28 protein-coding genes are annotated in these 26,140 nt (G+C 27.7%); 26 read left to right on the top strand and 2 right to left on the bottom strand.

The window, feature by feature from the left end; genetic code table 11:
* Positions 1-8: 8 nt before the first annotated feature.
* From spoIIIAF to scpB, 23 genes are all read left to right on the top strand, one after another.
* Complete coding sequence (gene spoIIIAF, locus ACH36K_RS12360; protein ID WP_411167923.1) at positions 9-587, top strand: stage III sporulation protein AF; 579 nt, start codon at positions 9-11, stop codon at positions 585-587.
* Positions 588-600: 13 nt separating this feature from the next.
* Entirely contained in the window at positions 601-1,209 is a 609-nt protein-coding gene (gene spoIIIAG, locus ACH36K_RS12355; RefSeq protein WP_411167922.1) for a stage III sporulation protein AG, read from the top strand.
* Between the two features lie 38 nt (positions 1,210-1,247).
* A complete protein-coding gene (locus ACH36K_RS12350; RefSeq protein WP_411167921.1) occupies positions 1,248-1,778 on the top strand; it encodes a SpoIIIAH-like family protein in 531 nt (176 codons plus the stop codon).
* 84 nt (positions 1,779-1,862) lie between these two features.
* A complete protein-coding gene (locus ACH36K_RS12345) occupies positions 1,863-2,249 on the top strand; it encodes an Asp23/Gls24 family envelope stress response protein (RefSeq protein WP_411167920.1) in 387 nt (128 codons plus the stop codon).
* Between the two features lie 125 nt (positions 2,250-2,374).
* Positions 2,375-2,779 (top strand): transcription antitermination factor NusB, encoded by a 405-nt coding sequence (gene nusB / locus ACH36K_RS12340; protein WP_411167919.1) that lies wholly within the window; start codon positions 2,375-2,377, stop codon positions 2,777-2,779.
* A 23-nt stretch (positions 2,780-2,802) separates the two neighbouring features.
* Positions 2,803-3,651, top strand: coding sequence for a tetrahydrofolate dehydrogenase/cyclohydrolase catalytic domain-containing protein (locus tag ACH36K_RS12335; protein WP_411167918.1), 849 nt, complete (start codon positions 2,803-2,805; stop codon positions 3,649-3,651).
* Positions 3,641-4,840, top strand: a complete 1,200-nt coding sequence (gene xseA / locus ACH36K_RS12330; protein ID WP_411167917.1) for an exodeoxyribonuclease VII large subunit — start codon at positions 3,641-3,643, stop codon at positions 4,838-4,840. Before ACH36K_RS12335 ends, xseA begins: the two co-directional genes overlap by 11 nt.
* Before the next feature lie 15 nt (positions 4,841-4,855).
* Positions 4,856-5,068 carry an exodeoxyribonuclease VII small subunit gene (gene xseB, locus ACH36K_RS12325; protein WP_411167916.1) on the top strand — a complete coding sequence of 71 codons (213 nt, stop codon included), beginning with the start codon at positions 4,856-4,858 and terminating at the stop codon, positions 5,066-5,068.
* The gene (locus tag ACH36K_RS12320) at positions 5,061-5,936 is read left to right on the top strand and encodes a polyprenyl synthetase family protein (RefSeq protein ID WP_411167915.1); all 876 of its coding nucleotides are present in this window, start codon (positions 5,061-5,063) and stop codon (positions 5,934-5,936) included. Before xseB ends, ACH36K_RS12320 begins: the two co-directional genes overlap by 8 nt.
* Before the next feature lie 19 nt (positions 5,937-5,955).
* Entirely contained in the window at positions 5,956-7,812 is a 1,857-nt protein-coding gene (gene dxs / locus ACH36K_RS12315) for a 1-deoxy-D-xylulose-5-phosphate synthase (protein ID WP_411167914.1), read from the top strand.
* A 14-nt stretch (positions 7,813-7,826) separates the two neighbouring features.
* Entirely contained in the window at positions 7,827-8,636 is an 810-nt protein-coding gene (locus ACH36K_RS12310) for a TlyA family RNA methyltransferase (protein ID WP_411167913.1), read from the top strand.
* A gap of 105 nt (positions 8,637-8,741) precedes the next feature.
* A complete protein-coding gene (locus tag ACH36K_RS12305) occupies positions 8,742-9,593 on the top strand; it encodes an NAD(+)/NADH kinase (RefSeq protein WP_411167912.1) in 852 nt (283 codons plus the stop codon).
* 1 nt (position 9,594) lies between these two features.
* On the top strand, positions 9,595-10,044 hold the full coding sequence (locus ACH36K_RS12300) for an arginine repressor (protein ID WP_411167911.1): 450 nt from the start codon (positions 9,595-9,597) through the stop codon (positions 10,042-10,044).
* 19 nt (positions 10,045-10,063) lie between these two features.
* On the top strand, positions 10,064-11,764 hold the full coding sequence (gene recN / locus ACH36K_RS12295) for a DNA repair protein RecN (RefSeq protein WP_411167910.1): 1,701 nt from the start codon (positions 10,064-10,066) through the stop codon (positions 11,762-11,764).
* A gap of 181 nt (positions 11,765-11,945) precedes the next feature.
* Entirely contained in the window at positions 11,946-13,136 is a 1,191-nt protein-coding gene (gene spoIVB, locus ACH36K_RS12290) for a SpoIVB peptidase (RefSeq protein ID WP_411167909.1), read from the top strand.
* Positions 13,137-13,493: 357 nt separating this feature from the next.
* On the top strand, positions 13,494-14,300 hold the full coding sequence (spo0A, locus tag ACH36K_RS12285) for a sporulation transcription factor Spo0A (RefSeq protein ID WP_411167908.1): 807 nt from the start codon (positions 13,494-13,496) through the stop codon (positions 14,298-14,300).
* A gap of 207 nt (positions 14,301-14,507) precedes the next feature.
* Positions 14,508-15,026 carry an NUDIX hydrolase gene (locus ACH36K_RS12280; protein WP_411167907.1) on the top strand — a complete coding sequence of 173 codons (519 nt, stop codon included), beginning with the start codon at positions 14,508-14,510 and terminating at the stop codon, positions 15,024-15,026.
* Between the two features lie 211 nt (positions 15,027-15,237).
* Entirely contained in the window at positions 15,238-15,873 is a 636-nt protein-coding gene (spoIIM, locus tag ACH36K_RS12275; RefSeq protein ID WP_411167906.1) for a stage II sporulation protein M, read from the top strand.
* Between the two features lie 70 nt (positions 15,874-15,943).
* Complete coding sequence (locus ACH36K_RS12270) at positions 15,944-16,822, top strand: tyrosine-type recombinase/integrase (RefSeq protein WP_411167905.1); 879 nt, start codon at positions 15,944-15,946, stop codon at positions 16,820-16,822.
* A 56-nt stretch (positions 16,823-16,878) separates the two neighbouring features.
* Positions 16,879-18,183: a pyrimidine-nucleoside phosphorylase gene (locus ACH36K_RS12265; RefSeq protein ID WP_411167904.1), complete on the top strand. Its 1,305-nt coding sequence runs from the start codon at positions 16,879-16,881 to the stop codon at positions 18,181-18,183.
* An 86-nt stretch (positions 18,184-18,269) separates the two neighbouring features.
* Positions 18,270-19,490 carry a D-alanyl-D-alanine carboxypeptidase family protein gene (locus ACH36K_RS12260; protein ID WP_411167903.1) on the top strand — a complete coding sequence of 407 codons (1,221 nt, stop codon included), beginning with the start codon at positions 18,270-18,272 and terminating at the stop codon, positions 19,488-19,490.
* Between the two features lie 115 nt (positions 19,491-19,605).
* Positions 19,606-20,355, top strand: coding sequence for a segregation/condensation protein A (locus ACH36K_RS12255; protein WP_411167902.1), 750 nt, complete (start codon positions 19,606-19,608; stop codon positions 20,353-20,355).
* Positions 20,348-20,956, top strand: a complete 609-nt coding sequence (gene scpB, locus ACH36K_RS12250) for an SMC-Scp complex subunit ScpB (RefSeq protein WP_411167901.1) — start codon at positions 20,348-20,350, stop codon at positions 20,954-20,956. Before ACH36K_RS12255 ends, scpB begins: the two co-directional genes overlap by 8 nt.
* Before the next feature lie 42 nt (positions 20,957-20,998).
* Here scpB and ytfJ read toward each other — a convergent pair whose 3' ends face one another.
* Together ytfJ and ACH36K_RS12240 are read right to left on the bottom strand one after the other, a co-directional pair.
* Positions 20,999-21,481, bottom strand: coding sequence for a GerW family sporulation protein (gene ytfJ, locus ACH36K_RS12245; RefSeq protein ID WP_411167900.1), 483 nt, complete (start codon positions 21,479-21,481; stop codon positions 20,999-21,001).
* A 2-nt stretch (positions 21,482-21,483) separates the two neighbouring features.
* On the bottom strand, positions 21,484-22,092 hold the full coding sequence (locus ACH36K_RS12240; protein ID WP_411167899.1) for a DUF2953 domain-containing protein: 609 nt from the start codon (positions 22,090-22,092) through the stop codon (positions 21,484-21,486).
* 256 nt (positions 22,093-22,348) lie between these two features.
* Between ACH36K_RS12240 and ACH36K_RS12235 the strand changes: the two genes are divergently transcribed.
* The 3 genes from ACH36K_RS12235 to ACH36K_RS12225 all read left to right on the top strand — a co-directional run bounded on the left by ACH36K_RS12235 (position 22,349) and on the right by ACH36K_RS12225 (position 25,807).
* Positions 22,349-23,395, top strand: a complete 1,047-nt coding sequence (locus ACH36K_RS12235; RefSeq protein ID WP_411170697.1) for a D-alanyl-D-alanine carboxypeptidase family protein — start codon at positions 22,349-22,351, stop codon at positions 23,393-23,395.
* A gap of 142 nt (positions 23,396-23,537) precedes the next feature.
* Positions 23,538-24,530: a sulfide/dihydroorotate dehydrogenase-like FAD/NAD-binding protein gene (locus ACH36K_RS12230; RefSeq protein WP_411167898.1), complete on the top strand. Its 993-nt coding sequence runs from the start codon at positions 23,538-23,540 to the stop codon at positions 24,528-24,530.
* The gene (locus tag ACH36K_RS12225) at positions 24,530-25,807 is read left to right on the top strand and encodes an FAD-dependent oxidoreductase (RefSeq protein ID WP_411170696.1); all 1,278 of its coding nucleotides are present in this window, start codon (positions 24,530-24,532) and stop codon (positions 25,805-25,807) included. Before ACH36K_RS12230 ends, ACH36K_RS12225 begins: the two co-directional genes overlap by 1 nt.
* Positions 25,808-26,140 lie beyond the last annotated feature (333 nt).

Raw genomic sequence — 26,140 nt, 5'->3', positions numbered from 1 at the left:
AAAGATATATGGAAGAAATAAAAGGATTTGTTATAACCCTTGTTTCTATGCTTATATTGATGACAGCAATAGAATTGATAGCTCCAGATAACAATATGAAAAAATACTTAAAGTTTGTTCTGGGGTTAATACTTATAACAGTTATGTTATCTCCTATAATTTCAGTATTTTCAAAAGGTGAAGAAGATATTTCTTTAGAGATACAAAGATATTTAGATATGAATGAAAATAAAAGTATAGAAACAAATAAGAATTATAATACCAATGGAGAATTTGTTTTTAAGCGTAATTTAGAAGAGAATTGCAATAGACTTTTAAAAGAGAAATTTACAAATAATGAATTTATTAGTGAGATAGATTGTAAAGTTGACATGGATAACATTAACTACTCTATAAATAAAGTTGAAGTAGGAGTTAAAAATAAAGAGGTTTCAAAGATACAAAAGATTATTGTAAATACTAAAGAAAATAGTAAAACTGTGTCTTCACAAGATGAAAAAGTAGATAACAAAGATGAAATAGTAAGTTACTTAGCAGAAATTTTTAATGTATCAAAAGATAAAATAGAGGTATATAAAGTTAATTGATGGGAGTGAGAGAATGGGGAAAGGTGATTGGAAAAAGGAAATAGCTAAGATTGTAAACGATAAAAAGTTTTTAAATGCAGTATGTATTGCATTAGTACTAGCATTTGTTTTATTAGCTATTAGTTTTTTAACTACAGGAAGAAAAAAAGAAACAAAACAAACAGTTGTAGAAAGTACTTCACAAAATTCATCTAATTTAGAAAACAAAGCTAAAGAAGCAGTAGAGAACTATGAAGAGCAGCAGAAAAAAGAGTTGGAAAATCTTTTAACTAAAATAGAGAACGTAGGACAAGTTGATGTTATGATTCACTTTAAAAGTGGAGAAGTAAAGGTTCCAGCAAAAGAAGATACTAGCCAAGAAGCAACAACAGAAGAGACAGATGATCAAGGTGGAAAGAGGACTAGTATTCAGAAAACTGATGGAAGTAAGGTTGTTATGGCTGGAGATGGAAGTAAAAATCAGCCATATATATTACAGACTAACAAGCCAGATATATCAGGAGTTGTAATAGTAGCGGAAGGGGCAAGCAGTAGTAAGGTTAAATATGATATTCAAATAGCTGTATCTAGTTTATATGGAATTTCTATAGACAAGGTTAATGTATATCCTATGAAAAATTAGCATATAATTAAATGAAAAATAGATGGGGGGAAATCAAAATGACAAAAAAACAATTTGGAATTATTTTCACACTGATGGCTCTTATAGTATGTGTAGGAGTCATAGCAGCAAAATTAAACAAGACAGGGCTAAATGATCCAACAGACTTTAGTCAAGTAATATCACAAGGAACAAATGAAAATAAAGATGATGAAAAGAAAAAGGATGATAAAGAAACTTTAGGAGCACAAGATTATTTTTATAACATAAGAAGTGAAAGAGAGAAAGAGACTGCAAAAACTATTGAAACATTAACTACAATAAAAAATGATACAAAAACATCTCAAGAGCAAAAGGATATTGCAAGTAATGAATTAATAGAAAAAACCATGATTGCAGATAAAGAAAGTACAATTGAAGTAAATGTTAAAAGTAAAGGATTTGAAGATGCATTATGTTCTATAGATTCAAACAAAGTTAGAATATTTGTTAGATCAGATGACCTTTCAGAAGCAGATGCTTCTATGATTCAGGAAATAGCAGAAAATGTTTCAGGAATTAGCGATGTCATAATAGAAGTAAAGAAATAATACGTTGTAATATAATTACTGCTTTGATATAATGAACATAAGAAAAAAAGAGTTTTGTTTATAAAACCCTTAGGAGGTAATTAGATGGACAATAAAAATTATGATGATAATTTAGGAATAGTAAAAATTTCTGATGAAGTTGTTTGTGTAATAGCAGGTATTGCTGCTGAAGAAGTTAAAGGTGTAGAAGACTTACAACAATTAGGTGGTAACAACATATCACAATTGCTAAAAGGTAAGAAAAGTGTAGGAAAAAATGTTAAAGTTACTTTAAATGAAGATAGTGCCATAATAGAATTAAGTTTAGCAGTAGAATATGGCGTAAAAATACCTGAAGTAGTAAGTGCGGTTCAAGAGAATGTTAAAAAGACTGTTGAAGCAATGACAGGACTAAAGGTTGATTCAGTAAACATAAACGTTCAAAGCATTTACTTGAAAAAAACTGAAAAAGAAGAAAGTAAGGAAAATTAATTTCACCCTCTGATTTTTCAGAGGGTGTTTTCCTTGTGCTTTAAATAATTTTGTTGTAGTATATTTATGATTAGAAAGTTTTAGAAGGTTAATAATAATAGTATTAGAATACTTAGGAGGATAAAATGAATAGAAAAAAATCTAGAGAAATAGCTATGGAGTTACTTTTTGGTATGACTTTAAGTAAAAATACATTAGAGGAAACTATTGAAACATTTATTGAAGATTATGAAATGAATTTAAAAACTATAGATTTAGAATATATAAGAGGGATTTTAGCTAAGGTTGAAGAAAATATTAATGTAATAGATAAAAAGATAGAAGAAGCATTAACAAACTGGAAATTAGATAGAGTTTCAAAAGTGAATCTTTCAATACTTAGATTAGCAATTGGAGAAATGCTTTATTTAGATGATGTTCCAGAGAAAGTTGCTATAAATGAAGCAATTGAATTAACAAAGAAGTATTCAGATGAAAAAAGTGTTTCATTTGTAAATGGAGTTTTAGATAAAGCCTTTAAAACTTTATAAAATTAGTTAAGGGGGAATTACTAATGGGGCAAATTATAAATGGTAGAGAAATTGCAAATAATATAAAAGAAGAAATAAAAGAATACATATTAAAAAGAAAAGAAATAGGTTTAAGAGCACCTAAAATAGTATCAATATTAGTAGGAAATGATGGAGGTTCTATTTATTATATAAATAACCAAGAAAAGCTTGCCATTTCATTAGGATGCAACTTCGAAAAGCTATTACTAGACGAGGAAGTTTTAGAAGATGAATTAATAAGAAAAATAGAATTATTAAACTCCGATAATGATGTTGATGGAATAATACTTCAATTACCACTTCCAAAAGCGTTAAATGAAAAAAGAGTAACTAATTCTATTTCCCCTGAAAAAGACATAGATTGTTTAACATATATTAATCAAGGAAAATTATATTGCAATGAAAAAGTATTTTTACCATGTACACCTAGTTCTATAATGACATTATTAGAAAAATCTAAAGTTGATTTAGAGGGTAAAAATGTGGTAGTAATAGGGCGAAGCAATATAGTAGGAAAACCAGTAGCTCAATTACTTTTAAATAAAAATGCTACAGTTACAATTTGTCATTCTAGAACAAAAAATTTAAAAGAAGTATGTAAAAATGCAGATATAATTGTAGTTGCAATAGGTAAACCTAAATTTTTAACGGAAGAGTTTGTAAATAATAATTCTATAATAATTGATGTAGGAACATCCTCTTTAAATGGAAAAATTACTGGAGATGTAGATTTTGACAAAGTTATTGATAGAGTGCAAATGATAACACCAGTGCCAGGTGGTGTTGGAGCTTTAACAACAACATTACTTATAAAAAATGCATGTGAGGCGTTAGATAAAAATGAAAATTAAAACTTTAACTGTTAGTGAACTTAATAATTATATAAAAAAAACACTAGATAATGATTTTATATTAAATAATCTTTTAGTTAAAGGAGAAATATCTAATTTAAAATACCATAGTAGCGGACATATTTATTTTTCTTTAAAAGATTCTATAAGCAAAATAAATTGTGTTATGTTTAAAAGCAATAAAGCTGAACTTGATTTTAAGTTAGAAGAAGGAATGGAAGTTATAGCTAATGGAAGATGCTCAATTTATCAAGGAACAGGTTCTCTTCAGTTTTATATTGATAAGTTGCAGAAGGAAGGTATTGGTGAACTTCATATAAAGTTTGAAAAACTTAAGCAAAAGCTTTTAGAAGAGGGATATTTCGATGAAAGGTATAAAAAAGAAATACCTAATATGCCAACAAGGATAGGAGTTGTAACATCTGAAACAGGAGCAGTAATAAGAGATATAATAAATGTATCAAGAAGAAGAAGCAGCTTAGTTGATATAGTATTATATCCAGCATTAGTTCAAGGTGAGAATGCTTATATTACAATAATAGATGGAATAAAATTCTTTAATCAAAATAAAAGTGTTGATGTTATAATTATCGGTAGAGGCGGGGGATCCATAGAGGAGCTATGGAATTTTAATGAAGAGAAATTAGCAAAGGCAATATTTAATTCTAAAATTCCAATAATTTCTGCAGTTGGACACGAGGTTGATTATACAATATCTGATTTTGTAAGTGATTTTAGAGCCTCGACTCCATCACAAGCAGCTGAAATAGCTGTTCCATTAGAAAGCGAAATCTTAAGTAAAATAGATGACTATAAAAAAAGAATAAATGAAATATCTTTTACTAAGTTAAATTATGAAAAGGAAAAGATAATAAACTATAAAAAAATACTATCATTAAATAGTCCTGAGGTAGTATTATCAAATTCATATTTAGAGTTAGATAGAATACAAGACAGAATGAAAAGCATATTAAATAATAAAATAGAAAAAGAAAAATTAAGAATAAAGTCTTTAAATGATATTTTAGAAGCTCACAATCCCATTAATGTATTGAAAAAGGGATATACAATTATTGAAGATAATAACAGCAATGTAATTTCATCTAAAGAAAAAATTAAGGATTTAAATGAGTTTAATATAATATTTAAAGATGGAAAAGTAAAAGGAAAAATTCTTTCCATAGATTAAGGAGTTGATGAATTTATGGCGAAAAAAGAATCTTATGAAGATATGGTTAAGAGCTTACAAGATGTTTTGAATAATATGGAAAATAATGAGCTTCCTCTAGAGGAATTGATGAAAGAATATGAAAATGGTGTTAAGATTGTTAATAAATTATATAAGACTTTAAATTCTTTAGAAGGAAAATTAATAACAATAAAAGAAAATATGGAAGTGGAGCTAAAGAATGAGTAGTAAGGTAGAAATTAATAGAAATTTTATTAATGATTATTTAAGTATATATTTTAATAACAAAGGAAGTTATAATAAAATTATATATGATTCAGCAAGTTATAGTTTAAATATAGGAGGTAAAAGAATAAGACCTATATTATTTTTATTAACTTATGGATTATATAAAGAAAATTATAAAGATGTAATAGAAATGGCTTCAGCAATAGAAATGATTCATACTTATTCTCTAATTCATGATGATTTACCTTGTATGGATAACGATGACTTAAGAAGGGGAATGCCAACTAATCACAAAAAGTTCGGAGAAGATATTGCTGTATTAACAGGAGATATGTTATTAAATGAAGCAATGAGTTTAATGATGAAATTTTCTATAAAGTATGGCGAAAGGGCTTTACTAGCTTCAAGAGAAATAGCAGAAGCAGCAGGCCCAGAAGGAATGATAGGTGGCCAAATTGTAGATATTATAAATGAAGGAAAAGATATATCTAAAGAAGAACTTCTTTATATGCATAGTAAAAAAACTGGGGAATTAATAAGATCATCTATTGTAGCTGCTGGTATAATTGCAGAAGCTTCAAAAAATGATTTAGAAATTTTAAATGAGTTTGGAATAAAACTTGGTTTAGCATTTCAAATTAAAGATGATATTTTAGATATAATAGGTGATGTTTCAAAGCTTGGAAAAAATACTAAAAGTGATGAAAATAATAATAAATCTAATTTTATATCTATATTTGGTTTAGAATATTGTGAAAGAGAATGTGAAACATTAACTAAAGAGTGCATTCAATTGTTGAAAGGCCTTTCTGTAGAATCTATAGATTTAGAAGAAATAACTTTAGAGTTATTGAATAGGGAATTTTAACAGAAGGAAAGGTTTGATTATGGGTAAAATATTAGATAAGATTACTTCTCCAGAAGAAGTTAAGAAGTTATCAAATGTTGAACTAGAAGTATTAGCTGGAGAAGTTAGAGAATTTTTAATAGATAGTGTTTCTAAAACGGGGGGACATTTAGCTTCTAATTTAGGAGTAGTAGATTTAACTATAAGCTTATTTAAAAGCTTTAATTTAGAAAATGACAAGATAGTTTGGGATGTTGGACATCAAAGCTATGTTCATAAAATATTAACTGGAAGAAAAGATAGATTTGACACTTTAAGAAAACATAATGGATTAAGTGGATTTCCAAAAAGATGTGAAAGTAAATATGATACATTTGATACAGGTCATAGTAGCACCTCTATTTCAGCAGCTTTAGGAATGGCAAGAGCTAGAGATATTAAAAAAGAGAATAATGAAGTTATCGCTGTAATTGGTGATGGAGCTTTAACAGGTGGAATGGCTTTAGAGGCATTAAATGATGTAGGATTTAATAAAACTAAAATGATTATAATATTAAATGATAACCAAATGTCTATAGCGGATAACGTTGGAGGGTTATCAACTCATCTAAGTAATTTAAGGATGGAACCCAAATATAATAAACTAAAATCTAACGTAAATGCAACGTTAAACAATTCAAGAGCTGGAAAAAAATTAGCAAGCTGTATATCAAGGTTTAAAGATAGTATTAAACAATTTGTTGTACCATCAATGATTTTTGAAGAGATGGGTTTAAAATATATAGGACCTATAGATGGACATGATATAGAGACGATGACTGAGGTATTAGAAAAAGCAAAGAAAATTGATGAACCTGTTATAATACATGTAGTAACAAGTAAAGGAAAAGGCTATGAACTTGCAGAGAAAAACCCAAATAAGTTTCATGGAGTTAATCCATTTGATTTAGAAAGTGGTGAAGGGTATATTCCAAGTGAAAAAACTTATTCCAAAGCTTTTGGTGATGCAATTATAGATTTAGCAAAGAATGATGATAGAATAGTAGCAATAACAGCTGCTATGCCAGATGGTACAGGACTTAAAAACTTTGCAAAAGAATTTCCTGATAGATTTTTTGATGTAGGAATTGCAGAGGCACATGCAACAACACTTGCTGCCGGTCTAGCAAGTGCAAACATGAGACCTGTTTTTGCAGTGTACTCTACCTTTTTACAAAGAGCTTTTGATCAATTAATTCATGATGTATGTATACAAAATATGCCAGTTGTATTTGCAATAGATAGAGCTGGTTTAGTAGGGGAAGATGGTGAAACTCATCAAGGAATACTTGACTTATCTTATTTAACACAAGTTCCTAATATGACAGTATTAGCTCCAAAGCATTTAGATGAAGTAAAGGTCATGTTAAATTGGGCTCTTACACAAGATGGACCTGTAGCTTTAAGATATCCAAGAGGAGCAGATTGTTGTAAAGAAATGAAGCCACTAACAGAAATTAAATACGGAAAATGGGAAAAAGTTATAAGTGGAGAAAAGATAGCTATAATAGCAGTAGGAAAAATGCTTCAACATGTATTACTGGCAAGAGAAGTTTTATTAGCTAATGGTATAAATCCAACTATAATAAATGCAACATTTGTAAAACCATTAGATACTGATATGTTAAAAGAGTTAGTGGAAGAAGGCTATGATATAGTTACTATAGAAGACAACATAACTAATGGAGGATTTGGTAGCTATGTTTTAATGGAGTTATCAGAATTATTATTTAAAAATAAATTTAAGGCACTAGGATTTAAGGATAAATTTGTATCACAGGGTGATGTAAATTTATTATATAAAGAAAATAAATTAGATCCAGAAGGAATAGCAGAATCTATTATAGAACTTAAATAATAAAGGAGATAAAGATGTCTGGAAAGAAAGAGAGACTGGATATACTATTAGTAGATAAAGGTATATTTACATCAAGAGAAAGAGCTAAAGCAAGCATAATGGCAGGAAAAATATTTGTAGAGGGTAGAAGAGTTGATAAGGCTGGAGAAAAGGTTAGTATTGACTCAGAGATAATCTTTAAAGGGGAAGAAATACCTTACGTAAGTAGAGGTGGATTAAAGCTTGAAAAAGCTATAAAGGAATTTGGCGTTAATTTAGAAGATAAAGTATGTATGGATATAGGGGCATCTACAGGAGGCTTTACAGACTGTATGCTACAAAACAATGCAAAAAAGGTGTTTTCTATAGATGTTGGCTATGGTCAATTTGCTTGGAAGTTAAGAACAGATCCTAGAGTTGTATGTATGGAGCGAACTAATATTAGATATGTAACTCCAGAAGACATAGGTGAGAAGGTAGATTTTGCATCTATAGACGTTTCATTTATTTCATTAAAGAAAATAATGCCTGCAACCATTAACTTATTAAATGATAAAGGTGAAGTTGTAGCTTTAATAAAACCTCAATTTGAGGCTGGCAAAGAAAAAGTAGGGAAAAAAGGTGTAGTAAGAGATATAAATGTTCATAAAGAAGTAGTTCTAAGTATAGCTGAATTTTTAATTAATAAAAATTTAAATATTCTTTCTATAGGTTACTCTCCTATTAAGGGGCCAGAAGGAAATATTGAATACTTAGTTTATTTTACTAAAGATATAAATAAAGAGTCTACATTTTCTCTAGAAGACATAGATAATATAGTAAATGATTCTCATCAGTTATTATAAAAATTTATCATATAAATTTAATTTAAGACTTCAAGTTTTATCTTGAAGTCTTAAGTAGAATTTATATGATTTACTATTTGTTAAGAGGAGCATATAGGGGGTATTATGAAGAAAGTTGCTATTGCAATAAATCCATCTAAAGATAAGAATAATGAGATAGCCATGGAAGTTAAGAAAAAGCTTTATAAGTATTTTAATAACTTAGAAATAATTATGTTAGATAGTTATGATATAATAAATTATAAGTTTAAGGAATTGCTTGATCTTATAATCGTATTAGGTGGAGATGGGACAATATTAAGCGTTGCTAGAGGAATAAATGGGAAATTGAATGTACCTATTTTAGGAATCAATATTGGAAATTTAGGCTTTTTATCAAGCATAGAAGTTTCTGAAATGGATAAAGCTTTTATAAAACTAAAAGAAGGGAATTATATTTCTCAAAAGAGAATGCTTTTAACATGCGATTTACCTTTAGAAGGCATAAAAAATGAATCATTAGCCCTAAATGATATAGTTGTAGCAAGAGGAACATTATCAAGAATGGTAAAGTTTCAAATATTTATAGATGGTAAAAGATATTATAACTTCAAAGGTGATGGATTAATTATCGCAACACCTACTGGATCAACTGCATATTCATTTTCAGCTGGAGGTCCCTTTATTTATCCAGATGTAGATGTAATTACATTGACTCCAATATGTCCTCATCCAAAGGGGATGCAAACTATTGTTTTAAATAGTAGTAGTGAAATTGAAGTTAAAGCAGAAAATGAAGATGAAGAAGTATATATAACTTTTGATGGTCAAAAAGCAATAAAAACAACAAATCAAACTATAATAAAGATAAAAAAAGCAAAAGAATATGCAAACATAGTTTTGTTTGATGATTATGATTATTTTAAAGTACTACGGGCAAAAATTCTAAATAACTGTAAAGAATGTGAAGGTGATTAATTTGAAATCAAAGAGGCATAACAAAATCTTAGAGATAATTAGTGAAAAGGATATAGAAACACAAGAGGAACTTGCAGAAGAGCTTAAAATGGCTGGATTTGACGTAACTCAAGCAACTGTATCTAGAGATATTAAAATACTAAAGCTAATAAAGATGCAAGGTGCTTCAGGAAATTATAGATATGTTGCATCATCGAAAGAATCAAAAGATATAAATGATAAATTATCTAGCATATTATCTAATGCTGCTGTATCAGTTGAAAATGTAGATAAGTTTGTTGTTGTAAAGACACTTACTGGATCTGCCATGGCAGTTGCTGAAGCAATAGACACACTATTTGACACAGAAGTTGCAGGAACAATTGCTGGAGATAATACAATATTTATATTAGTAAGAAGTTTAGATAAAGCTGAAGAATTAGTAGATAAAGTTAGAAAAATGATTTTATAAAAATTAAAGGTGATGTAATATGTTATTGCAATTAAATATAAAAAATTTTGCTTTAATTCAAGATTTATCAGTTGAATTTAAAGAAGGGTTTAATATCTTGTCAGGAGAAACAGGAGCTGGTAAATCTATACTAATAGACACTATAGATTATGTTTTAGGCGGAAAGTTCTCAAAAGATTTAATAAGATATGGTGAATGTAAAACTGTTGTAGAAGCAATATTTTCAATAGAAAATGAGGAAATTTTAGATGTTTTAAAGGAATTAGATATTGAAGATGAAGATATACTAATAATTTCAAGAGAAACAACTTTATCAGGTAAAAGTATAATAAAAGTAAATGGAAAATCAGTAGTACTTTCATATTTAAAGAAAATAAGAGAAAAGTTATTAGATATACATGGACAGCATCAAAATCAAAATCTATTAAATAGGGCATTCCATATTTATTATTTAGATGAATTTATAGGAGAAGAATTAAAGCCTTATCTAGATAAATTTGATGAGTTAAGAAAAGAGCAAAATATAATTTTAGAAAAAATAAAAGAATTAAATGGTAATTCAGATAGAGACAAACTCACAGATTATATAAAGTTTCAAATAGAAGATATAGAAAAAGCAAAGCTAAAAATTGGAGAAGAGGAAACTTTAAACGAGGAATTCAATCTCTTATCTAATGCTGAAAAAATATCACTAGCTTTAGGTAAAACTTATTCAATACTAGATAATCCAATTGAAGGTATTTCAGTTATAGAAGGTTTATCAAAAGCTGTTAATGAGCTATCTTTAGTTGAAAATCATTTTGAAAAATTAAAAGATAAAAGAGAAAGAATAGAAGAGGCATTATACGCTTTAGAAGAAGTATCTAGAGATATAAGAGATTTATCATCTGAAATTTATTATGATGAGTTTGAACTTGAAAAAATAAACTCTAGAATATATGAGATTAGCTTATATAAGAAAAAATATGGAGAATCTGTTGAAGAAATTTTAAACTATTTAGAAAAATTAAAAATTCAATATGAAGAGTTAATTAATTCAGAAGAGATAATTAAAGAATTAACTTTAAAACAAAAAAATATAGAAACTTTAATGAGAGAAATATCAGAACAAATGCATATTATTAGAGAAAAAAATGCAGTTAATCTTGAAGAAAAAATAAAATATGAATTATCATATATAGGAATGGAAAAATCAAAAATTAAAATACTAATAGAAAAAAATGAATCCTTTAATTCAAGAGGGTTTGATGAAGTTATTTTTCTTATATCAACAAACCCAGGAGAACCTTTAAAACCATTAGAAAAGGTTCTTTCAGGAGGAGAACTTTCAAGAATTATGCTAGCTCTTAAATGTGTATTTGTTGATAAGGATAAAATACCTACATTAATATTCGATGAAATTGATACAGGTATAAGTGGGACTATAGCAAAAAGAGTTGGAGAAAAAATGTATGAAGTTTCTACTAAACATCAAGTTTTATGTATAACACATTTACCTCAAATTGCAGCACTTTCTGATTGTCATTATTTTGTATCAAAAAAAGTTGAAAATGAAAAAACATTTACACAAATTAGAACTTTGGATAAATATGATAAAATTAAAGAAATTGCAAAGATGACTAGCGGAGATGAAGTAAGTGATGTTACTTTAGAAAATGCTTCAGAAATGGTAGCCTTTGCAGAATTAAAAAAACAAGAAATATTAAAAACTTATTCTTAAATCACATACATAAGTATATAAAAAATGAACACACTAAAATCATGGTTATTTACCATGATTTTATTTTTTTATATTTTTAAAGTTATATATTTAAAATTTTTAACGCTTTTAACAAACTTAATACAGCATATATGATTAAGGATGAGGGCAAGTTAAATACAGAAGCAAAGGAGGAGATAGTATGAGAATGAAAAAATTAAAATATTTAGGTATAATAATAACTCCAATGTTGATTCTGGGTTTACTTACGTTCCTTAGTTTAAATAGTATTCCAGAAAGAATATATATAAATGAAGCTGTTCCAACTTCAGATATATTACTATCAAAGAATATATTGGTTAAAAATGGTGAGATAAACAAGGATAAGCTTGAGGTAAAATTTTTAGGATTGATCCCTATAAAGTCAGTAGCAGTTTCTAAAGTTAATGATTTAGAATTATATCCAGGAGGAACAAGTGTAGGAATAAAGTTATCAACTAAGGGTGTGTTAGTAGTAGGTCATTCTGATATAGATTCTATAGAAGGAAAGGTTGAGAGCCCTGCCAAAGCTTCAGGAATAGAATTAGGAGATGTTATTATAAAGATAAATGGTGAAGAAATAGAAAACTCTAAAGATTTATCTAAAAAAATAAAAAATCTTACAAATTCTAAAGTAAGTGTAGATTATCTTAGAAACAATAGTAATCAAAGTAAAGAAATTGATTTGGAAAAGGAAGATAATGAGTATAAGTTAGGACTTTGGGTAAGAGATTCAACAGCAGGTATAGGAACATTAACATTTTATGATAAAAGTACTTCTATATTTGGTGCTTTAGGTCATCCAATAACAGATGGCGATACTAATAAACCTTTTACAATTAGAAATGGTGATTTATTGAATTCTTCTGTAATAAGTGTCAGAAAAGGAGAAAAAGGTTCTCCAGGAGAATTAAAGGGACTATTTGTTAATGAAAAGGAAAGCTTAGCGAAGATAGAAAAAAATACAGAGTCTGGAATATTCGGAGAAGCAAGCAAAGAGTTAATTAATAAAACCTTCTGTAAACCACTTAAAGTAGGATTCAGAAATGAAATAAAAGAAGGAGAAGCTAAAATAATAACTACTATAGATGAAAATGGACCTAAAATGTATGATGTAGAAATAATAAAGTTATTGCCTCAAGAAGAGCCGGGACCTAAAAGCATGATTATTAAAGTAACAGATGAAGAGCTTTTAGCAAAAACAGGAGGAATAGTTCAGGGAATGAGCGGAAGTCCTATTATTCAAAATAATAAGATAGTTGGTGCAGTAACACACGTATTAATTAATAAACCTGATGTAGGTTATGGAATATACATTGAATGGATGCTAAAAGATGCAGGAGTTATAGAATAGAAAGAATATATACTAGTATTTTAGGCTGCTGATAAAATATCAGTAGTCTCTATTTTATATATAATTATGATAAAATTTTATAATTATAAATTATGTAATCATAGGGATGTTATAAGAGAAATAAAACTTGTCCATATAGAAATAAATTTTACCGTAAAATTTTGAAAAAATTGTAAAAAAACTATTGAAATTAAATAAATTGTGTTATAATGATATTAAATAAATCTTGTATAAGATTCTTTTTTTATGTTATGTCTATATATAATATTTATAGATGAATTTTAAAAATGAATGAAGAATAAGTTTATGATTAACTTAAGGTGATTGGAGTATTTTGGGAAAATGGGGGAGAAAAGTATGAACGATTCAAAAATTTCAGTTTTAATAGCTGATGACAACAAGGAGTTTTGTAGTATCTTAAATGATTATTTATTAAATCAAAGAGATATAGTAGTTACTGCTGTTGCTAAGGATGGAAGGGAAGCCTTGGCTCTTATTGAGGAAAAAAATCCAGATTTAGTAGTTTTGGATATTATTATGCCTCACTTAGATGGACTAGGAGTATTAGAAAGGCTTAATTCTATGAATTTAGAAAAAATGCCTAGAATAATAGTTTTATCAGCAGTAGGTCAAGATAAAATTACTCAAAGAGCTATAACATTAGGTGCAGATTATTATGTAGTTAAACCTTTTGATATGGATGTTTTTACAAAGAGAATAAGAGAAATGTTTAATGGATCTTCTAATGAAATTGTTAGAAGACAATCTACTGTAGTTGAGACAGAAGTAAAACAACAACCAAAGGGACCTATTGATTTAGAAACAGAAATAACTAATATTATACATGAAATTGGTGTACCTGCTCATATAAAGGGATATATGTATTTAAGAGAAGCAATTACAATGGTTGTTAACGATATGGAATTATTGTCTGCTGTAACAAAGGAATTGTATCCGTCTATAGCTAAAAAGTACAATACTACAGCCTCTAGAGTTGAAAGAGCTATAAGACATGCAATAGAAGTAGCTTGGGGAAGAGGTCAAGTTGATGCTATAAATAAATTATTTGGATACACAATACACAATGAAAAAGGTAAGCCAACAAATAGTGAATTTATTGCCATAATTGCTGATAAGTTAAGACTTAAGAATAAAGTAAGTTAATTGTATAAATATAATTAATAAGCAAAATATTTTATGTTTATTTAATAAAATAAAATTATAAATCCTACTCTAATTAAGTTTAAAGTAGGATTTTTATTTTATTTAATAGAGATTTAATTTTTATGTTATTAAAGATTATGTATAGATGTAAATGTAAAATAATAGTGTATAATAAAATAGTATAAATAAATTAGGAGGAAATATTTTATGGAGTTAGATGAAAAAATATTAAGTGAGAAGTTAATTCATAAAGGAAACTTTATAGATTTTGTAAACATAGATGTTACTTTACCTAATGGTAAAAATGCTAATAGAGATGTTATTAAGCATCCTGGAGCATCTGCAATTATAGCATTTTTAGATGAGGAGAATATAATTTTAGTAGAACAATTTAGATTGCCATTAAACAAAGTTTTATTAGAAATCCCAGCAGGAAAGCTTGATAAAAATGAAGAGCCTGTGGAATGTGCCAAAAGAGAACTTCAAGAGGAAACAGGTTATATTGCAAAGAATATAGATTATTTAGGATCTATTGCAACAGCACCAGGTTTTTGTGATGAAATTATACACTTATATAAAGCGTGGAATTTAGTAAAAGGTGAAAAAAATGAAGATGAAGATGAATTTACAAATGTTAAAATATTAAATATAAAAGATGTAAAAAGTATGATAAAAAATGGTGATATAATAGACGGAAAGACAATAAGTGTTTTTTCATACTTATAAAATTTATTAAGTTCAAATACAAAAAGATACAAGGTCGTAGTTAGGGCACTGAAAAACAAAAGTTTTTCAGTGCTATTTTTAATTCCTTCATTGTATGTCCACTTTTTTATTTAAATTTTTTAATAAAAAAGGTTTTACATATATTCAATTATGAATAATGATGGAAGTTTAAACATATTATGTTCTATAGCAACTATGAGGGAGGAATAATATGAATTTAATAAAGAAGTTGAATTCAAACTTTAGAGAAAATAAAATATTTTATTTACTTGTATTAACATTTTTCTTTGTAGGTATACTACTGGGTTCATATACCATAAAATATATGGATGGAGTAGATGCAAAGGACTTATCAAATTACTTTACAGGATTTATTAAAAGCTTAGATATTCAATCAGTAAAAACTAATGAACTTCTTATAAGCATTATAAAAAATAATATAATAGTTATTTTACTTATAATAGCACTTGGATTTACTGTTTTTGGAGCTCCAATTATTTTAATTATTGATTTGATTAAAGGATTTACTTTAGGATATACCTTTAGTTTTCTATTAACTACCTTTGAAGGAAAAGGGATTTGGGTTGCTCTAGCATCAACAGTTCCGCAAAATATATTTTATATACCTTTTTTCATAGGAATAAGCATTATTTCATTAGAATTATCTTCTGCAAAGCTAAAAGAAAAATTCTTTAATGGGGTAGCATCTAATAAGTTAATATCAAATGAATTAATAATGAAATTAGGTTTTTTTATTTTCCTATTTGCTATAGGTGTTTTAATTGAGTGCTATATGTGTCCAGGATTAATAAGATTGGTAGTTACGAAAGTTTATAACTTAACCTAATCCAATGAGAATAAAGAAGGAATAAGAATTTTTTTGTCGAATTAATAATATATTAGGATAGGGGAGAATTATGAAAGAAATTGTGAATAATTATAAGGAAGCTTTATTAAAAAGTCATAAAAGTGAAAATACTGTTTATGCCTATGTAACTGATGTTAACTTATACGTTAAATACCTAAATAGTAAGAACATGAGTGTTGATGAAACAGATAATGTATCAGTACTTGGATATATACAACACTTACTTAGTGAAGGAAAATCGGAGAGATCTATAAATAGGATAGTTATAAGTCTTAGAAGTTTTTATAATTATTTAAAAGATCAAAAAGTGGTGAGCGAAATACCTAAAATTTATTACAAAAATACAGCAACAACTAAAAAATTACCAGAAATATTAACTGTTGATGAAGTCGACAGAATAATAAAAATTGTTGATAAATACTGTAATAAGGGGATAAGGGATAATGCTTTGTTAGAACTTATGTACGCAACAGGTATGAAAGTCTCTGAAATAATAGGAATAAAGGTTCATGATGTTAATTTAGAATTAAATTTTGTGAAGTGCCATGATAATAAAAATTATGAAAGACTTATTCCAATAGGAAGAAGTGCAACAGAAGCGATAAAGGAATACTTCAAGATAAGAGATCAGATTGCATCCACAGGCGTTGAAAACTTATTTGTTAATTTAAATGGAAATCAATTAACAAGACAAGGTGTCTGGAGAATAGTAAAAGAATATTCTCATAAAGCAGGTATTAAGAAGGAAGTTAACTTAAACACATTTAGGCACTCTTTCGCAGTTCATTTATTACAAAATGGTGCTAATGTTAGAGCTGTACAAAAGCTTTTAGGAAACCAAGTGTTAACTTATATGGACACATATTATGAAATAATAAACAATGACAAAATAAATATTGTATATAAAAACTCCCATCCTAGAGCATAATAATAACAACTAAGAAATAATTTTTTATAATATACCTAAGCAGGAGGGAAAGTCTTATGAGAATGTACGATGTAATATTAAAGAAAAGAAAAGGTTTAGAATTATCTAAAGAAGAAATAGAGTTTTTTGTAAAAGGATTTACAGAAGGAGAAATACCAGATTATCAAGCTTCAGCACTACTTATGTCTATATTTTTTAATAAAATGAATAAAAGAGAAACCGCAGATTTAACTATGGCTATGGTTAATTCAGGAGATAGAATTGATTTATCATCTATAAATGGAGTAAAAGTAGATAAGCATTCAACTGGAGGGGTTGGTGATAAAACTAGTATTTGTTTAACACCATTAGTTGCATCACTTGGAGTTCCAGTTGCGAAGATGTCAGGAAGAGGTTTAGGGCATACTGGAGGAACTATAGACAAATTAGAAGCTTTTGATGGATTCTCAGTAGAGCTTTCTGAAGAAACTTTTATTAATAATTCTAATACAATAGGAATAGCATTAACAGGTCAAACAGGAAACATTGCGCCAGCTGATAAAAAAATATATGCTCTTAGAGATGTTACTGCAACTGTAGATAATATGTCTTTAATTGCATCAAGTATAATGAGCAAAAAGATTGCTTCAGGAGCAGATGCTATAGTATTAGATGTAAAGGTTGGGGATGGAGCCTTTATGAAAGCCCCAGAAGATGCAAAGGCCTTGGCAAGAGAAATGGTTGACATAGGAAAATCTGTTGGTAGAAAAACTATAGGAGTAATTTCTGATATGGATCAACCTTTAGGGTATGCAATTGGAAATTCACTTGAAGTTATAGAAGCTATAGAACTATTAAAGGGAAATGGTCCAAAGGATTTATTAGAATTAACATTAACTTTAGGTAGCTACATGCTTATTTGTGGTAATAAAGCAAAGAGCTTTGAAGAAGGTAAAGCATTATTATTAGAAAATATAAATAATGGAAAAGGATTAAAAAAGTTAAAAGAGTTTGTTAAGGCTCAATTTGGAGATGCAAGCTTTGTAGATGATGCTAATAAATTCCCTAAAGCTAAACATATTGTGGAAGTTAAATCTACGCAAAGTGGTATTATATCAAAAATAAATGCAGAAGAGTTTGGATTAATAGCAATGGAACTTGGAGCAGGAAGAGAAACTAAAGAAAGTATAATAGATCTATCTGTAGGAATAGTTTTAAATAAAAAAAGAGGAGAAGAAGTAAAAGAGGGGGATATACTAGCTTATATTCATAGTAATGATGAAAGTAATATAGAGAAAGCTAAGAATGATATAATAAATAATATTGTTATATCTGATAAGCTAGAAAATGAGATTCCTTTAATTTATGATATAGTAGAATAAATTAAAAATATGATAAGAAGAATTTAGTTCTTTTTGTCATATTTTTATTTTTATTGGTAATAATAAGCTTGAAGGGAGGCAATATAATGAATAAAAAAATTATAAATAAAGTTGTTGCAATTGTTTTAAGCTTATTATCTATATCTTCAATTACTGTAAAAGCAGATATAAAGCCATATGATAATTCAGTAGAAACTTATGAAGAGTGGACTATGGAGGTTCTTAGTGATGAAGGAATAAATGTAGATGCAAGGTCTGCATTATTAATAGAGCCAACTACAGGAAAAATGCTTTATGAAAAAAATATTGATGAAAAATTTGCACCAGCATCTGTAACAAAAATAATGACTATGCTTTTAACTATGGAGGCTATAGATAGTGGAAAAATCTCATTATCTGATAAAGTAACTTGTAGTGAAAATGCTAAAAAAATGGGTGGAAGCACTATGCTTTTAGATACAGGTGAAATTAGAACAGTAGAGGAATTATTAAAAGGTGTTGCTATTGCATCAGGTAATGATGCTGCAGTAGCGTTAGCAGAATATTTAGGTGGAACTGAATCAGCTTTTGTAGATATGATGAATAAAAGAGCTAAAGAATTAGGTATGAATAATACTACGTTTAAAAATTGTAATGGCTTACCAATAGAAGGACATTTATCTACTGCTAGAGATATATCAATTATGTCTATGGAGCTTCTAAAGCATCCAACAATTTTAAAATATTCAGGAATATATATGGAAACTATATCAGAAGGAAGAAAATCTCCTATAGAATTAGTTAACCATAATAAGCTTGTTAGATTTTTTGAAGGTTGTGATGGATTAAAAACAGGATATACTGAAGAAGCAAAATATTGTATTTCTGCAACTGCAACAAGAAATGGAGTTAGAATGCTATCTGTAATTATGGGAGCACCAACATATAAGGTTAGAAATAGAGATGCTGGTATGCTCTTAAATCATGGTTTTTCTAAATATGAAGGTAAAAAGGTTTTAGTTAAAGATGAAGATGTAGAAAATATATACTTAAGTAAGCAAACAGATAAATTATTAGTTGCTAAAGCTAAAGATGATTTAGTAGCGGTAGTTCCAAAAGGAACAAATGCAGAGTTAGAAAAGAAAATAGTACTAGATGAAGTTAAGAAAGAATATAAACAAGGTGATATAGTAGGTAAATGTGAAGTTTATCTAGGAAATGATAAAATTGGAGAAGTAGAATTATACTCAGATAGAGATATTAAGCTAGGTGGTATATTTGAAAACTTTAAATTTAATATGAAGAATATGTTTAAAAAAGGAATATAGTAAAAGGGGATTTTTAATAATCCCCTTTTATAATGTAAAAAATGTTGTTCTTTACTATTAAAATTGATATTATATATTGGAAAGAAACTAGTATTATCAAAGAGGAATGATAGTTATGGAAATGCTAAAAGTAAAAGTAGCAAATTTTGAGGGCCCATTTGATTTATTGCTACATTTAATTAAAAAAAATGAAATGGATATTTATAATGTAGAAATATATAAAATAACTACTCAGTATTTAAAATTTTTAGATGAAATGAAAACTATGGATTTAGATATAACATCAGAATTCATAGTAGTTGCAGCTACACTTATAGAAATAAAATCTAAAAAGCTACTACCAAATATTAAGGTTTCTGAAGAAAATGAAGAAGATATAGAAAAGAATCTTATGGAAAAGCTTATAGAATATAAGAAAATAAAGGGAGCAGCATTATTTTTAAGAGAAAAGTATATAAATTCTGGAGATGTATATACAAAAAAGCCAGAAATAATAGAAGAAATTAAGAATGATAAAAAAGATGAAGATATATTTAAAAATATAACAATAATAGATTTATACAATATTTACAATTCTTTATTAGAAAACTTCCTTATGAAACAAAATAAAGAAAATATAATTCAAAGAAAGATATATGTAGATAAGTATAAAATTGAAGATAAGATGGACGAGCTTTTAATTAATATACAAAATAATAAAATTATTAAGTTTAGAGACGATATAATAAATGAAAGCGAATGCAAATTAGAAGTAGTAGTAACATTTTTGGCATTATTAGAGCTAATAAAGCTTAGAATGGTAAAGGTTTATCAAGATGAGAGCTTTAAGGATATATTAATAGAAAGAAGGAAGTTAGATGAATAATATTGAGGTTAAACAATATGAATTTGAAGAAGTTTCATCAAAACCTAAAATTAAGTCTATAATTGAAGGTTTGTTATTTGTTAGTGGAGAGCCATTAACAATTAAAGAATTAAGTAATTCTATAGAAGCTTCACCTAAAGTTATCTCTAGTATATTAAATGAAATGATTTCAGAATATGAAGATGAAAAAAGGGGAATAAAGCTAATATCAATAAATGGAGAGTATCAATTAGTGACTAAAGCAGAAAATGGCGAATACATACAAAAGTTACTAAAAAAGAATAAGAGACAATCTCTTTCACAGGCTTCTTTAGAAAGTTTATCAATAATTGCATATAAGCAGCCTATTACAAGAGTAGATATAGATGAGATAAGAGGAGTAAAATCTGAAAGCGCACTTCAAAAGCTATTAGAGAAAGATTTAATTAAAGAAGTAGGAAGATTAGAAGTTCCAGGAAGGCCAATATTATTTGGAACTACAGAGGAATTTTTAAGGCAATTTGGATTAAAGGAATTAAAGGAATTGCCATCTTTAGATTTATATTCAGATAGTGAAGAAGAAGCGATAGAAATGATGAATAATATAATTGATGAAATATAAGATATATTTTAGGTTAAATCCTAAAATATATCTTATAAGCTTCTAACTTAAATTATTAGAAGAGGAATCACTTTCGTCAACTTTAATAGAATCATAGCAATTGTCTTGAACAGTATTATTTAAATCTTTATTTTTTTTCTTATCATTATTAATAAAACCTTTGATCATATCAAGAACTTGTGGAACAGAATCTACTATTCTATCATATGTACAATTTTGATCAACAGGTAAAAGCCTTACGGCATCATCTCTAAGAACTAAAAAAGCAACTGGTTTAACTGTAACACCAGCACCTGATCCACCACCAAAAGGATGTTTAGCATCTTTATCAGGAGCAGGCTTACATTGGTTTCCAAACTCGCTACCACCAGATGCAAATCCAAATGTTACCTTTGAGATAGGAATAATATAGCTACCATCACGTGTTTCAACTGCTTCACCAATAACAGTGTTTACATCTATCATATCTCTTAGGTTTTCCATGGTACTTTTCATTAAATTTTCAACAGGATGTTCATTTGACATAATTAATCTCCCTCTTCGGGAGTCACCTCCTTAATTTCAAAAGATATATATATTAAATATAATATATATATAATATTAGCAACATTAAAGTAAAATATACTATTTATATCAAAATATAGAATTTCAGTATTAAATTTAGGTTTAATGTCTAAATTTACTCCTTTAACTTTAAAAGGTTTATCTAAGATTAGATTTAAAACAGTAGGAATATTACACATTAGCCCATAAATGATTGCACAAGAAGCAGAATCTTCTACGCCGAATTCTAGGGTTCCATTTATTTTCATTAAAGGTTTAAATTTATTAGTTGAGATATTATTATATAAACTTTTAATTGATAATCTTTTATTAAGTTTCTTATGTTTTAGGGAGGAGGAGTTAATGGTCTTCTTATCTTTACAATTTACTTTAGATTTTTCCTTATTCTTTAAATTATGTTTATTAATAAAATTTTTAAAAAATTTATTTTCAATTCCTTTATTAGAAGAAAACATATTTAAGTTAAATAGTTTAAATTTAAATATGTTTTCACTAAAGATAAATTCAAATTTTAATGGTATAGGAATAATAAGTAATAAAATTATTATTAAAAGTATCAATATTAAAGCCATTTGTAAACTCCTATCTATATTATTGTAATAATTACCATAATAAAAAATATAAAAAATAGTAAAAATAGTGTTTAAAAAATATCTTTTGGAACAAACTACTTATAGATGGTTAACATAGAGGGTGATTTTTATGAAAGTTTTAAAAAAAGTTATTTTTACTATTTTATTAGTATTATTGACAACAGAATGGAATATTTATTCAGTAAAAGCATTTATTGAAGACTATGAAGATATTAATAATGAAAGCTCAGAAACGATAGACGAAGATTTTGTAGATATAGATGGAAATAAAGTAAACACTAAAATTCCATTGAGAGTATCTGCAAGAAATGCTATAGCTATTGATGCAGAAACAAGGCAAGTCTTATGGGACCAAAATGGATACGAAATTGTTCCAATGGCAAGTACCACTAAAATATTGACATCCCTTGTAGCTATAAATTATGGAGATTTAGATAAAAAAGTAACCATCAGTAAAAATGCTGCATCTATTAGGGGTTCAACTGTAGGATATAAAGCTGGTGAAGAAGTGACAATGAGAGAATTGTTATTTGGGCTTATGTTTAAATCAGGAAATGATGCTGCTATTGCAATAGCAGAAGATATAGGTGGCTCAGTTGAAAAATTTTCCAATATAATGAATGATTTTGCAAAAAGTCTAGGAGCTATAGATTCACATTTTGAATCACCACATGGTTTAGATAGTTTAAAGCACTATTCTTCAGCATATGATTTAGCTCTTTTAACATCCAAAGGCATGGAAAACGAAATTTTTAGGGAAATTGTAGGAGAAAAGGTTATATCTAAAGATAAATATAATTTTACAAGAGATTATCAAAATATAAATAAAATATTACATAGAATACCAGGAGCAAATGGTGTTAAAACCGGATATACAGGTGGTGCTGGAAAGTGTTTAGTTTCATCTGTAAACTATAATGGTAGAAATATTATAATAGTGGTATTAAATTGTGCTGATAGGTGGAATCAAACAGAAAAAATATTCAATTATATAACTAGTGCTAATACTTTTGAAAATATATCTAATAAAGATATTCTAGAAAAGGAAGGGTTAGCTGGACTAGGTAATATAGTAGAAAATAGTGATATTACTTATGGATATAAAGAAAAGGATGTAGTTGAAGTAGAAGTATTTAAAAGATGTATGGATATTGAAAATGGTGATATTTTAGGAAAAATTTCAATAAAAGATGAGAAAAAAGAAAAAAGTAAATTCCCATTAATAAGCGATGTAAATATGAGTAAAGAGGAATTTGAAAAGATAATCTTTAATAAAGAGTAAAGCTAAATAGTATAAATAATAAGAGTAAGGTAAGTTATATTATATATAATTTACCTTATTTTTGTATTTATAAATATATTGTAACAAAATAAAAAATAAAAAATAATCTATTATTATGTAAGAAATTCGCTAGGAGATTTAAATGATTAAAGAAGCTGTAGATTGTATAGATGCAGGAACGGAGTATTGCCCTTGCCATCTAGCAGAATCAAATGAATGTATACTTTGCTCTCAATTACAAGGAAGTTGCTTTTGTGACTGCCTAAATTGGAACGGAGTATGTATATATCATGAATTTATTAATAATGGATCCAAGCCAAAGGAAGGAAGAAAAACATATAATTGTTTAGTTGAAAAAAAGATTCTTTATCAGCGAGATGTTCTTCTAATTAAATTTAAGGTTCCACATAAATTAGCAATTGACTTGGTTAAGCCAGGAAGTTTTATTTTTATAAGAACTAACGAAAATATATACTTCGATGTACCTATATCAATATTAGAATCAAATATTGAAACAAATATTGTAACTATAATGATAGAAATAAGAGGAATAAAAACAAAGAAGTTATTAGACATAGAAGAAGGTGGAGAAATAACTATTAGGGGACCATATTGGAATGGTGTATTTGGATTAAAAAATTTAAATAAACAGGTAAATAATAATGTATTAGTTATAGCTAGAGGTATTGGTATGGCCCCAATGATACCAGTAATAAGAAAATTATCATTAAGTAATAATAATATAAATTTAATTTTAGATAAAGCACCATATGAAGATAATTATGTTAAAGAATTTTTAAATGAATATAAATTAAATATAATTGAACAATCTGTAATAGATAGAGGAGAGTTAACAGATGAAGCAAAAGTAAGTATAAGGTCTGCTATAAAAGAAAAAAATGTAGGATATATTCACATAGCTGGAGCAGATATATTGACCGTTAAAATGATAGATTATTTAGATATAATTGGAGGAGAGGATATAAAATTATCTTGTTGCAATAATATAAAAATGTGTTGTGGTGAAGGTGTATGTGGAAGTTGCACTGCAAGATTTTCTGGACACAGAGTAAAACGTTTTTGTAAGGTCCAAGCTGATCCAAGAAATGTGTTTGAAGGGAGAAGATTTATATGATAAAGACAATAATAGTTGGAGGAGGCTGGGCAGGATGCGCAGCTGCTATTACAGCAAAAAAAGCAGGAGCAGAAGTACATTTATATGAAAAGACTGATTTATTGCTAGGCCTTGGAAATGTAGGCGGAATAATGAGAAATAATGGAAGATGGACAGCTTCAGAAGAATTAATTGAACTTGGTGCTGGAGATTTAATAAATATAGTAGATAATACTTCAAGGCATAAAGATATAGAGTTTCCAGGTCATAAGCATGCAACATTATATGATGTAAATTTGATTGAAGGTAATGTAAGTAACTATTTAGAGGAACTAGGTATAAATATTCATATAGAAAGTAGAGTTACTGACGTTAAGATAGAAGGATCTAGAATACAGGGAATTTACCTTAGTGATGGCACTTACGAAGAAGGAGATGTATTTATTGAAACTACAGGAACAACAGGCCCAATGGGAAACTGTTTAAGATACGGAAATGGATGCTCAATGTGTATTTTAAGATGTCCAGCTTTTGGACCAAGATTAAGTATAAGCGAAAGGTGTGGAGTATCAGATATACAAGGTGAAAGAGACGAAGATAATTTGGGAGCTATTTCAGGATCGTGTAAATTAGCAAAAGAAAGTTTATCAAAAGACATAGTAGAAAAGTTAGATAAAACAGGTTGTGTCATTTTAGAAGTACCAAAAGAGGATATAAACTATGATAAGCTTAATGCAAAAGTTTGTCAGCAATATGCTTTAAAAGAATTTGCAGAAAATATAATACTTCTTGATACAGGACATGCTAAGCTAATGACTACCTACTACCCTTTAAAGAAGTTAAGAAAAATAAAAGGATTAGAAAAAGCAAAATATGTAGATCCATATGCAGGTAGTAAAGGGAATTCAATAAGGTATTTATCAGTAGCTCCAAGAACTAATGATTTAAAGGTTAAAGGAGTAGATAATTTATTTTGTGCTGGAGAAAAGAGTGGTCTTTTTGTAGGACATACAGAAGCAATATGCACAGGTAGCCTGGCAGGACATAATGCTGTAAGACTTGCAATGGGAATACCTCTATTAATTTTACCAGGATCTATTGCAATAGGAGATATAATATCTTTTGCAAATGAAAAAGCAGGAACGAGGGAGGGTAGAAAAAATAGATATACCTTTGCTGGAGCTGAGTATTTCAAGAGAATGAAAGAAATCGGATTGTATACTATTGATAGAGAAGAAATTAAAGATAGAATTAAAAAAGTTAACTTAGATGGAGTATTTAGTCAAAGATTAATATAAAGTATAAAAATATCTAGATAAGGACATCTGTAAAAAAGGTGTCCTTATTTTATTTAAGGGGAATGTATTATGAAGATAGCAATAAGGGGATGAGACTATAGTAATGGAGATCATGTAGCTATATATAGGAAATGGACAAATTGTGCATGGATCATGTGACAACACTTCTAATGTGGATTTTTGGAAGAATGGAAGTGTTAAAATAAATTCTCTTAATGATAGAAATTTAAGAAATAGTATTATTTATATTAGAAGAGTTATATAATATTTAATTTGTAAATTAAAGAAAGTACTTAGAGTAAAATCTAGGCACTTCTTTCTTATATAAGGCGA

Origin of the sequence: Clostridium sp. MB05 (assembly GCF_046581255.1) — a bacterium.
Lineage (GTDB): Bacteria > Bacillota > Clostridia > Clostridiales > Clostridiaceae > Clostridium.
Note: the sequence above shows the minus strand (reverse complement) of the source record. Positions and strands in the feature narration are given on the sequence as shown.

Excerpts from the sequence above, each read along its gene's own strand:
- spoIIIAF (WP_411167923.1), top strand. The coding sequence starts at position 9 with ATGGAAGAAATAAAAGGATTTGTTATAACCCTTGTTTCTATGCTTATA.
- spoIIIAG (WP_411167922.1), top strand. The coding sequence starts at position 601 with ATGGGGAAAGGTGATTGGAAAAAGGAAATAGCTAAGATTGTAAACGAT.
- ACH36K_RS12350 (WP_411167921.1), top strand. The coding sequence starts at position 1,248 with ATGACAAAAAAACAATTTGGAATTATTTTCACACTGATGGCTCTTATA.
- ACH36K_RS12345 (WP_411167920.1), top strand. The coding sequence starts at position 1,863 with ATGGACAATAAAAATTATGATGATAATTTAGGAATAGTAAAAATTTCT.
- nusB (WP_411167919.1), top strand. The coding sequence starts at position 2,375 with ATGAATAGAAAAAAATCTAGAGAAATAGCTATGGAGTTACTTTTTGGT.
- ACH36K_RS12335 (WP_411167918.1), top strand. The coding sequence starts at position 2,803 with ATGGGGCAAATTATAAATGGTAGAGAAATTGCAAATAATATAAAAGAA.
- xseA (WP_411167917.1), top strand. The coding sequence starts at position 3,641 with ATGAAAATTAAAACTTTAACTGTTAGTGAACTTAATAATTATATAAAA.
- xseB (WP_411167916.1), top strand. The coding sequence starts at position 4,856 with ATGGCGAAAAAAGAATCTTATGAAGATATGGTTAAGAGCTTACAAGAT.
- ACH36K_RS12320 (WP_411167915.1), top strand. The coding sequence starts at position 5,061 with ATGAGTAGTAAGGTAGAAATTAATAGAAATTTTATTAATGATTATTTA.
- dxs (WP_411167914.1), top strand. The coding sequence starts at position 5,956 with ATGGGTAAAATATTAGATAAGATTACTTCTCCAGAAGAAGTTAAGAAG.
- ACH36K_RS12310 (WP_411167913.1), top strand. The coding sequence starts at position 7,827 with ATGTCTGGAAAGAAAGAGAGACTGGATATACTATTAGTAGATAAAGGT.
- ACH36K_RS12305 (WP_411167912.1), top strand. The coding sequence starts at position 8,742 with ATGAAGAAAGTTGCTATTGCAATAAATCCATCTAAAGATAAGAATAAT.
- recN (WP_411167910.1), top strand. The coding sequence starts at position 10,064 with ATGTTATTGCAATTAAATATAAAAAATTTTGCTTTAATTCAAGATTTA.
- spoIVB (WP_411167909.1), top strand. The coding sequence starts at position 11,946 with ATGAGAATGAAAAAATTAAAATATTTAGGTATAATAATAACTCCAATG.
- spo0A (WP_411167908.1), top strand. The coding sequence starts at position 13,494 with ATGAACGATTCAAAAATTTCAGTTTTAATAGCTGATGACAACAAGGAG.
- ACH36K_RS12280 (WP_411167907.1), top strand. The coding sequence starts at position 14,508 with ATGGAGTTAGATGAAAAAATATTAAGTGAGAAGTTAATTCATAAAGGA.
- spoIIM (WP_411167906.1), top strand. The coding sequence starts at position 15,238 with ATGAATTTAATAAAGAAGTTGAATTCAAACTTTAGAGAAAATAAAATA.
- ACH36K_RS12270 (WP_411167905.1), top strand. The coding sequence starts at position 15,944 with ATGAAAGAAATTGTGAATAATTATAAGGAAGCTTTATTAAAAAGTCAT.
- ACH36K_RS12265 (WP_411167904.1), top strand. The coding sequence starts at position 16,879 with ATGAGAATGTACGATGTAATATTAAAGAAAAGAAAAGGTTTAGAATTA.
- ACH36K_RS12260 (WP_411167903.1), top strand. The coding sequence starts at position 18,270 with ATGAATAAAAAAATTATAAATAAAGTTGTTGCAATTGTTTTAAGCTTA.
- ACH36K_RS12255 (WP_411167902.1), top strand. The coding sequence starts at position 19,606 with ATGGAAATGCTAAAAGTAAAAGTAGCAAATTTTGAGGGCCCATTTGAT.
- scpB (WP_411167901.1), top strand. The coding sequence starts at position 20,348 with ATGAATAATATTGAGGTTAAACAATATGAATTTGAAGAAGTTTCATCA.
- ytfJ (WP_411167900.1), bottom strand. The coding sequence starts at position 21,481 with ATGTCAAATGAACATCCTGTTGAAAATTTAATGAAAAGTACCATGGAA.
- ACH36K_RS12240 (WP_411167899.1), bottom strand. The coding sequence starts at position 22,092 with ATGGCTTTAATATTGATACTTTTAATAATAATTTTATTACTTATTATT.
- ACH36K_RS12230 (WP_411167898.1), top strand. The coding sequence starts at position 23,538 with ATGATTAAAGAAGCTGTAGATTGTATAGATGCAGGAACGGAGTATTGC.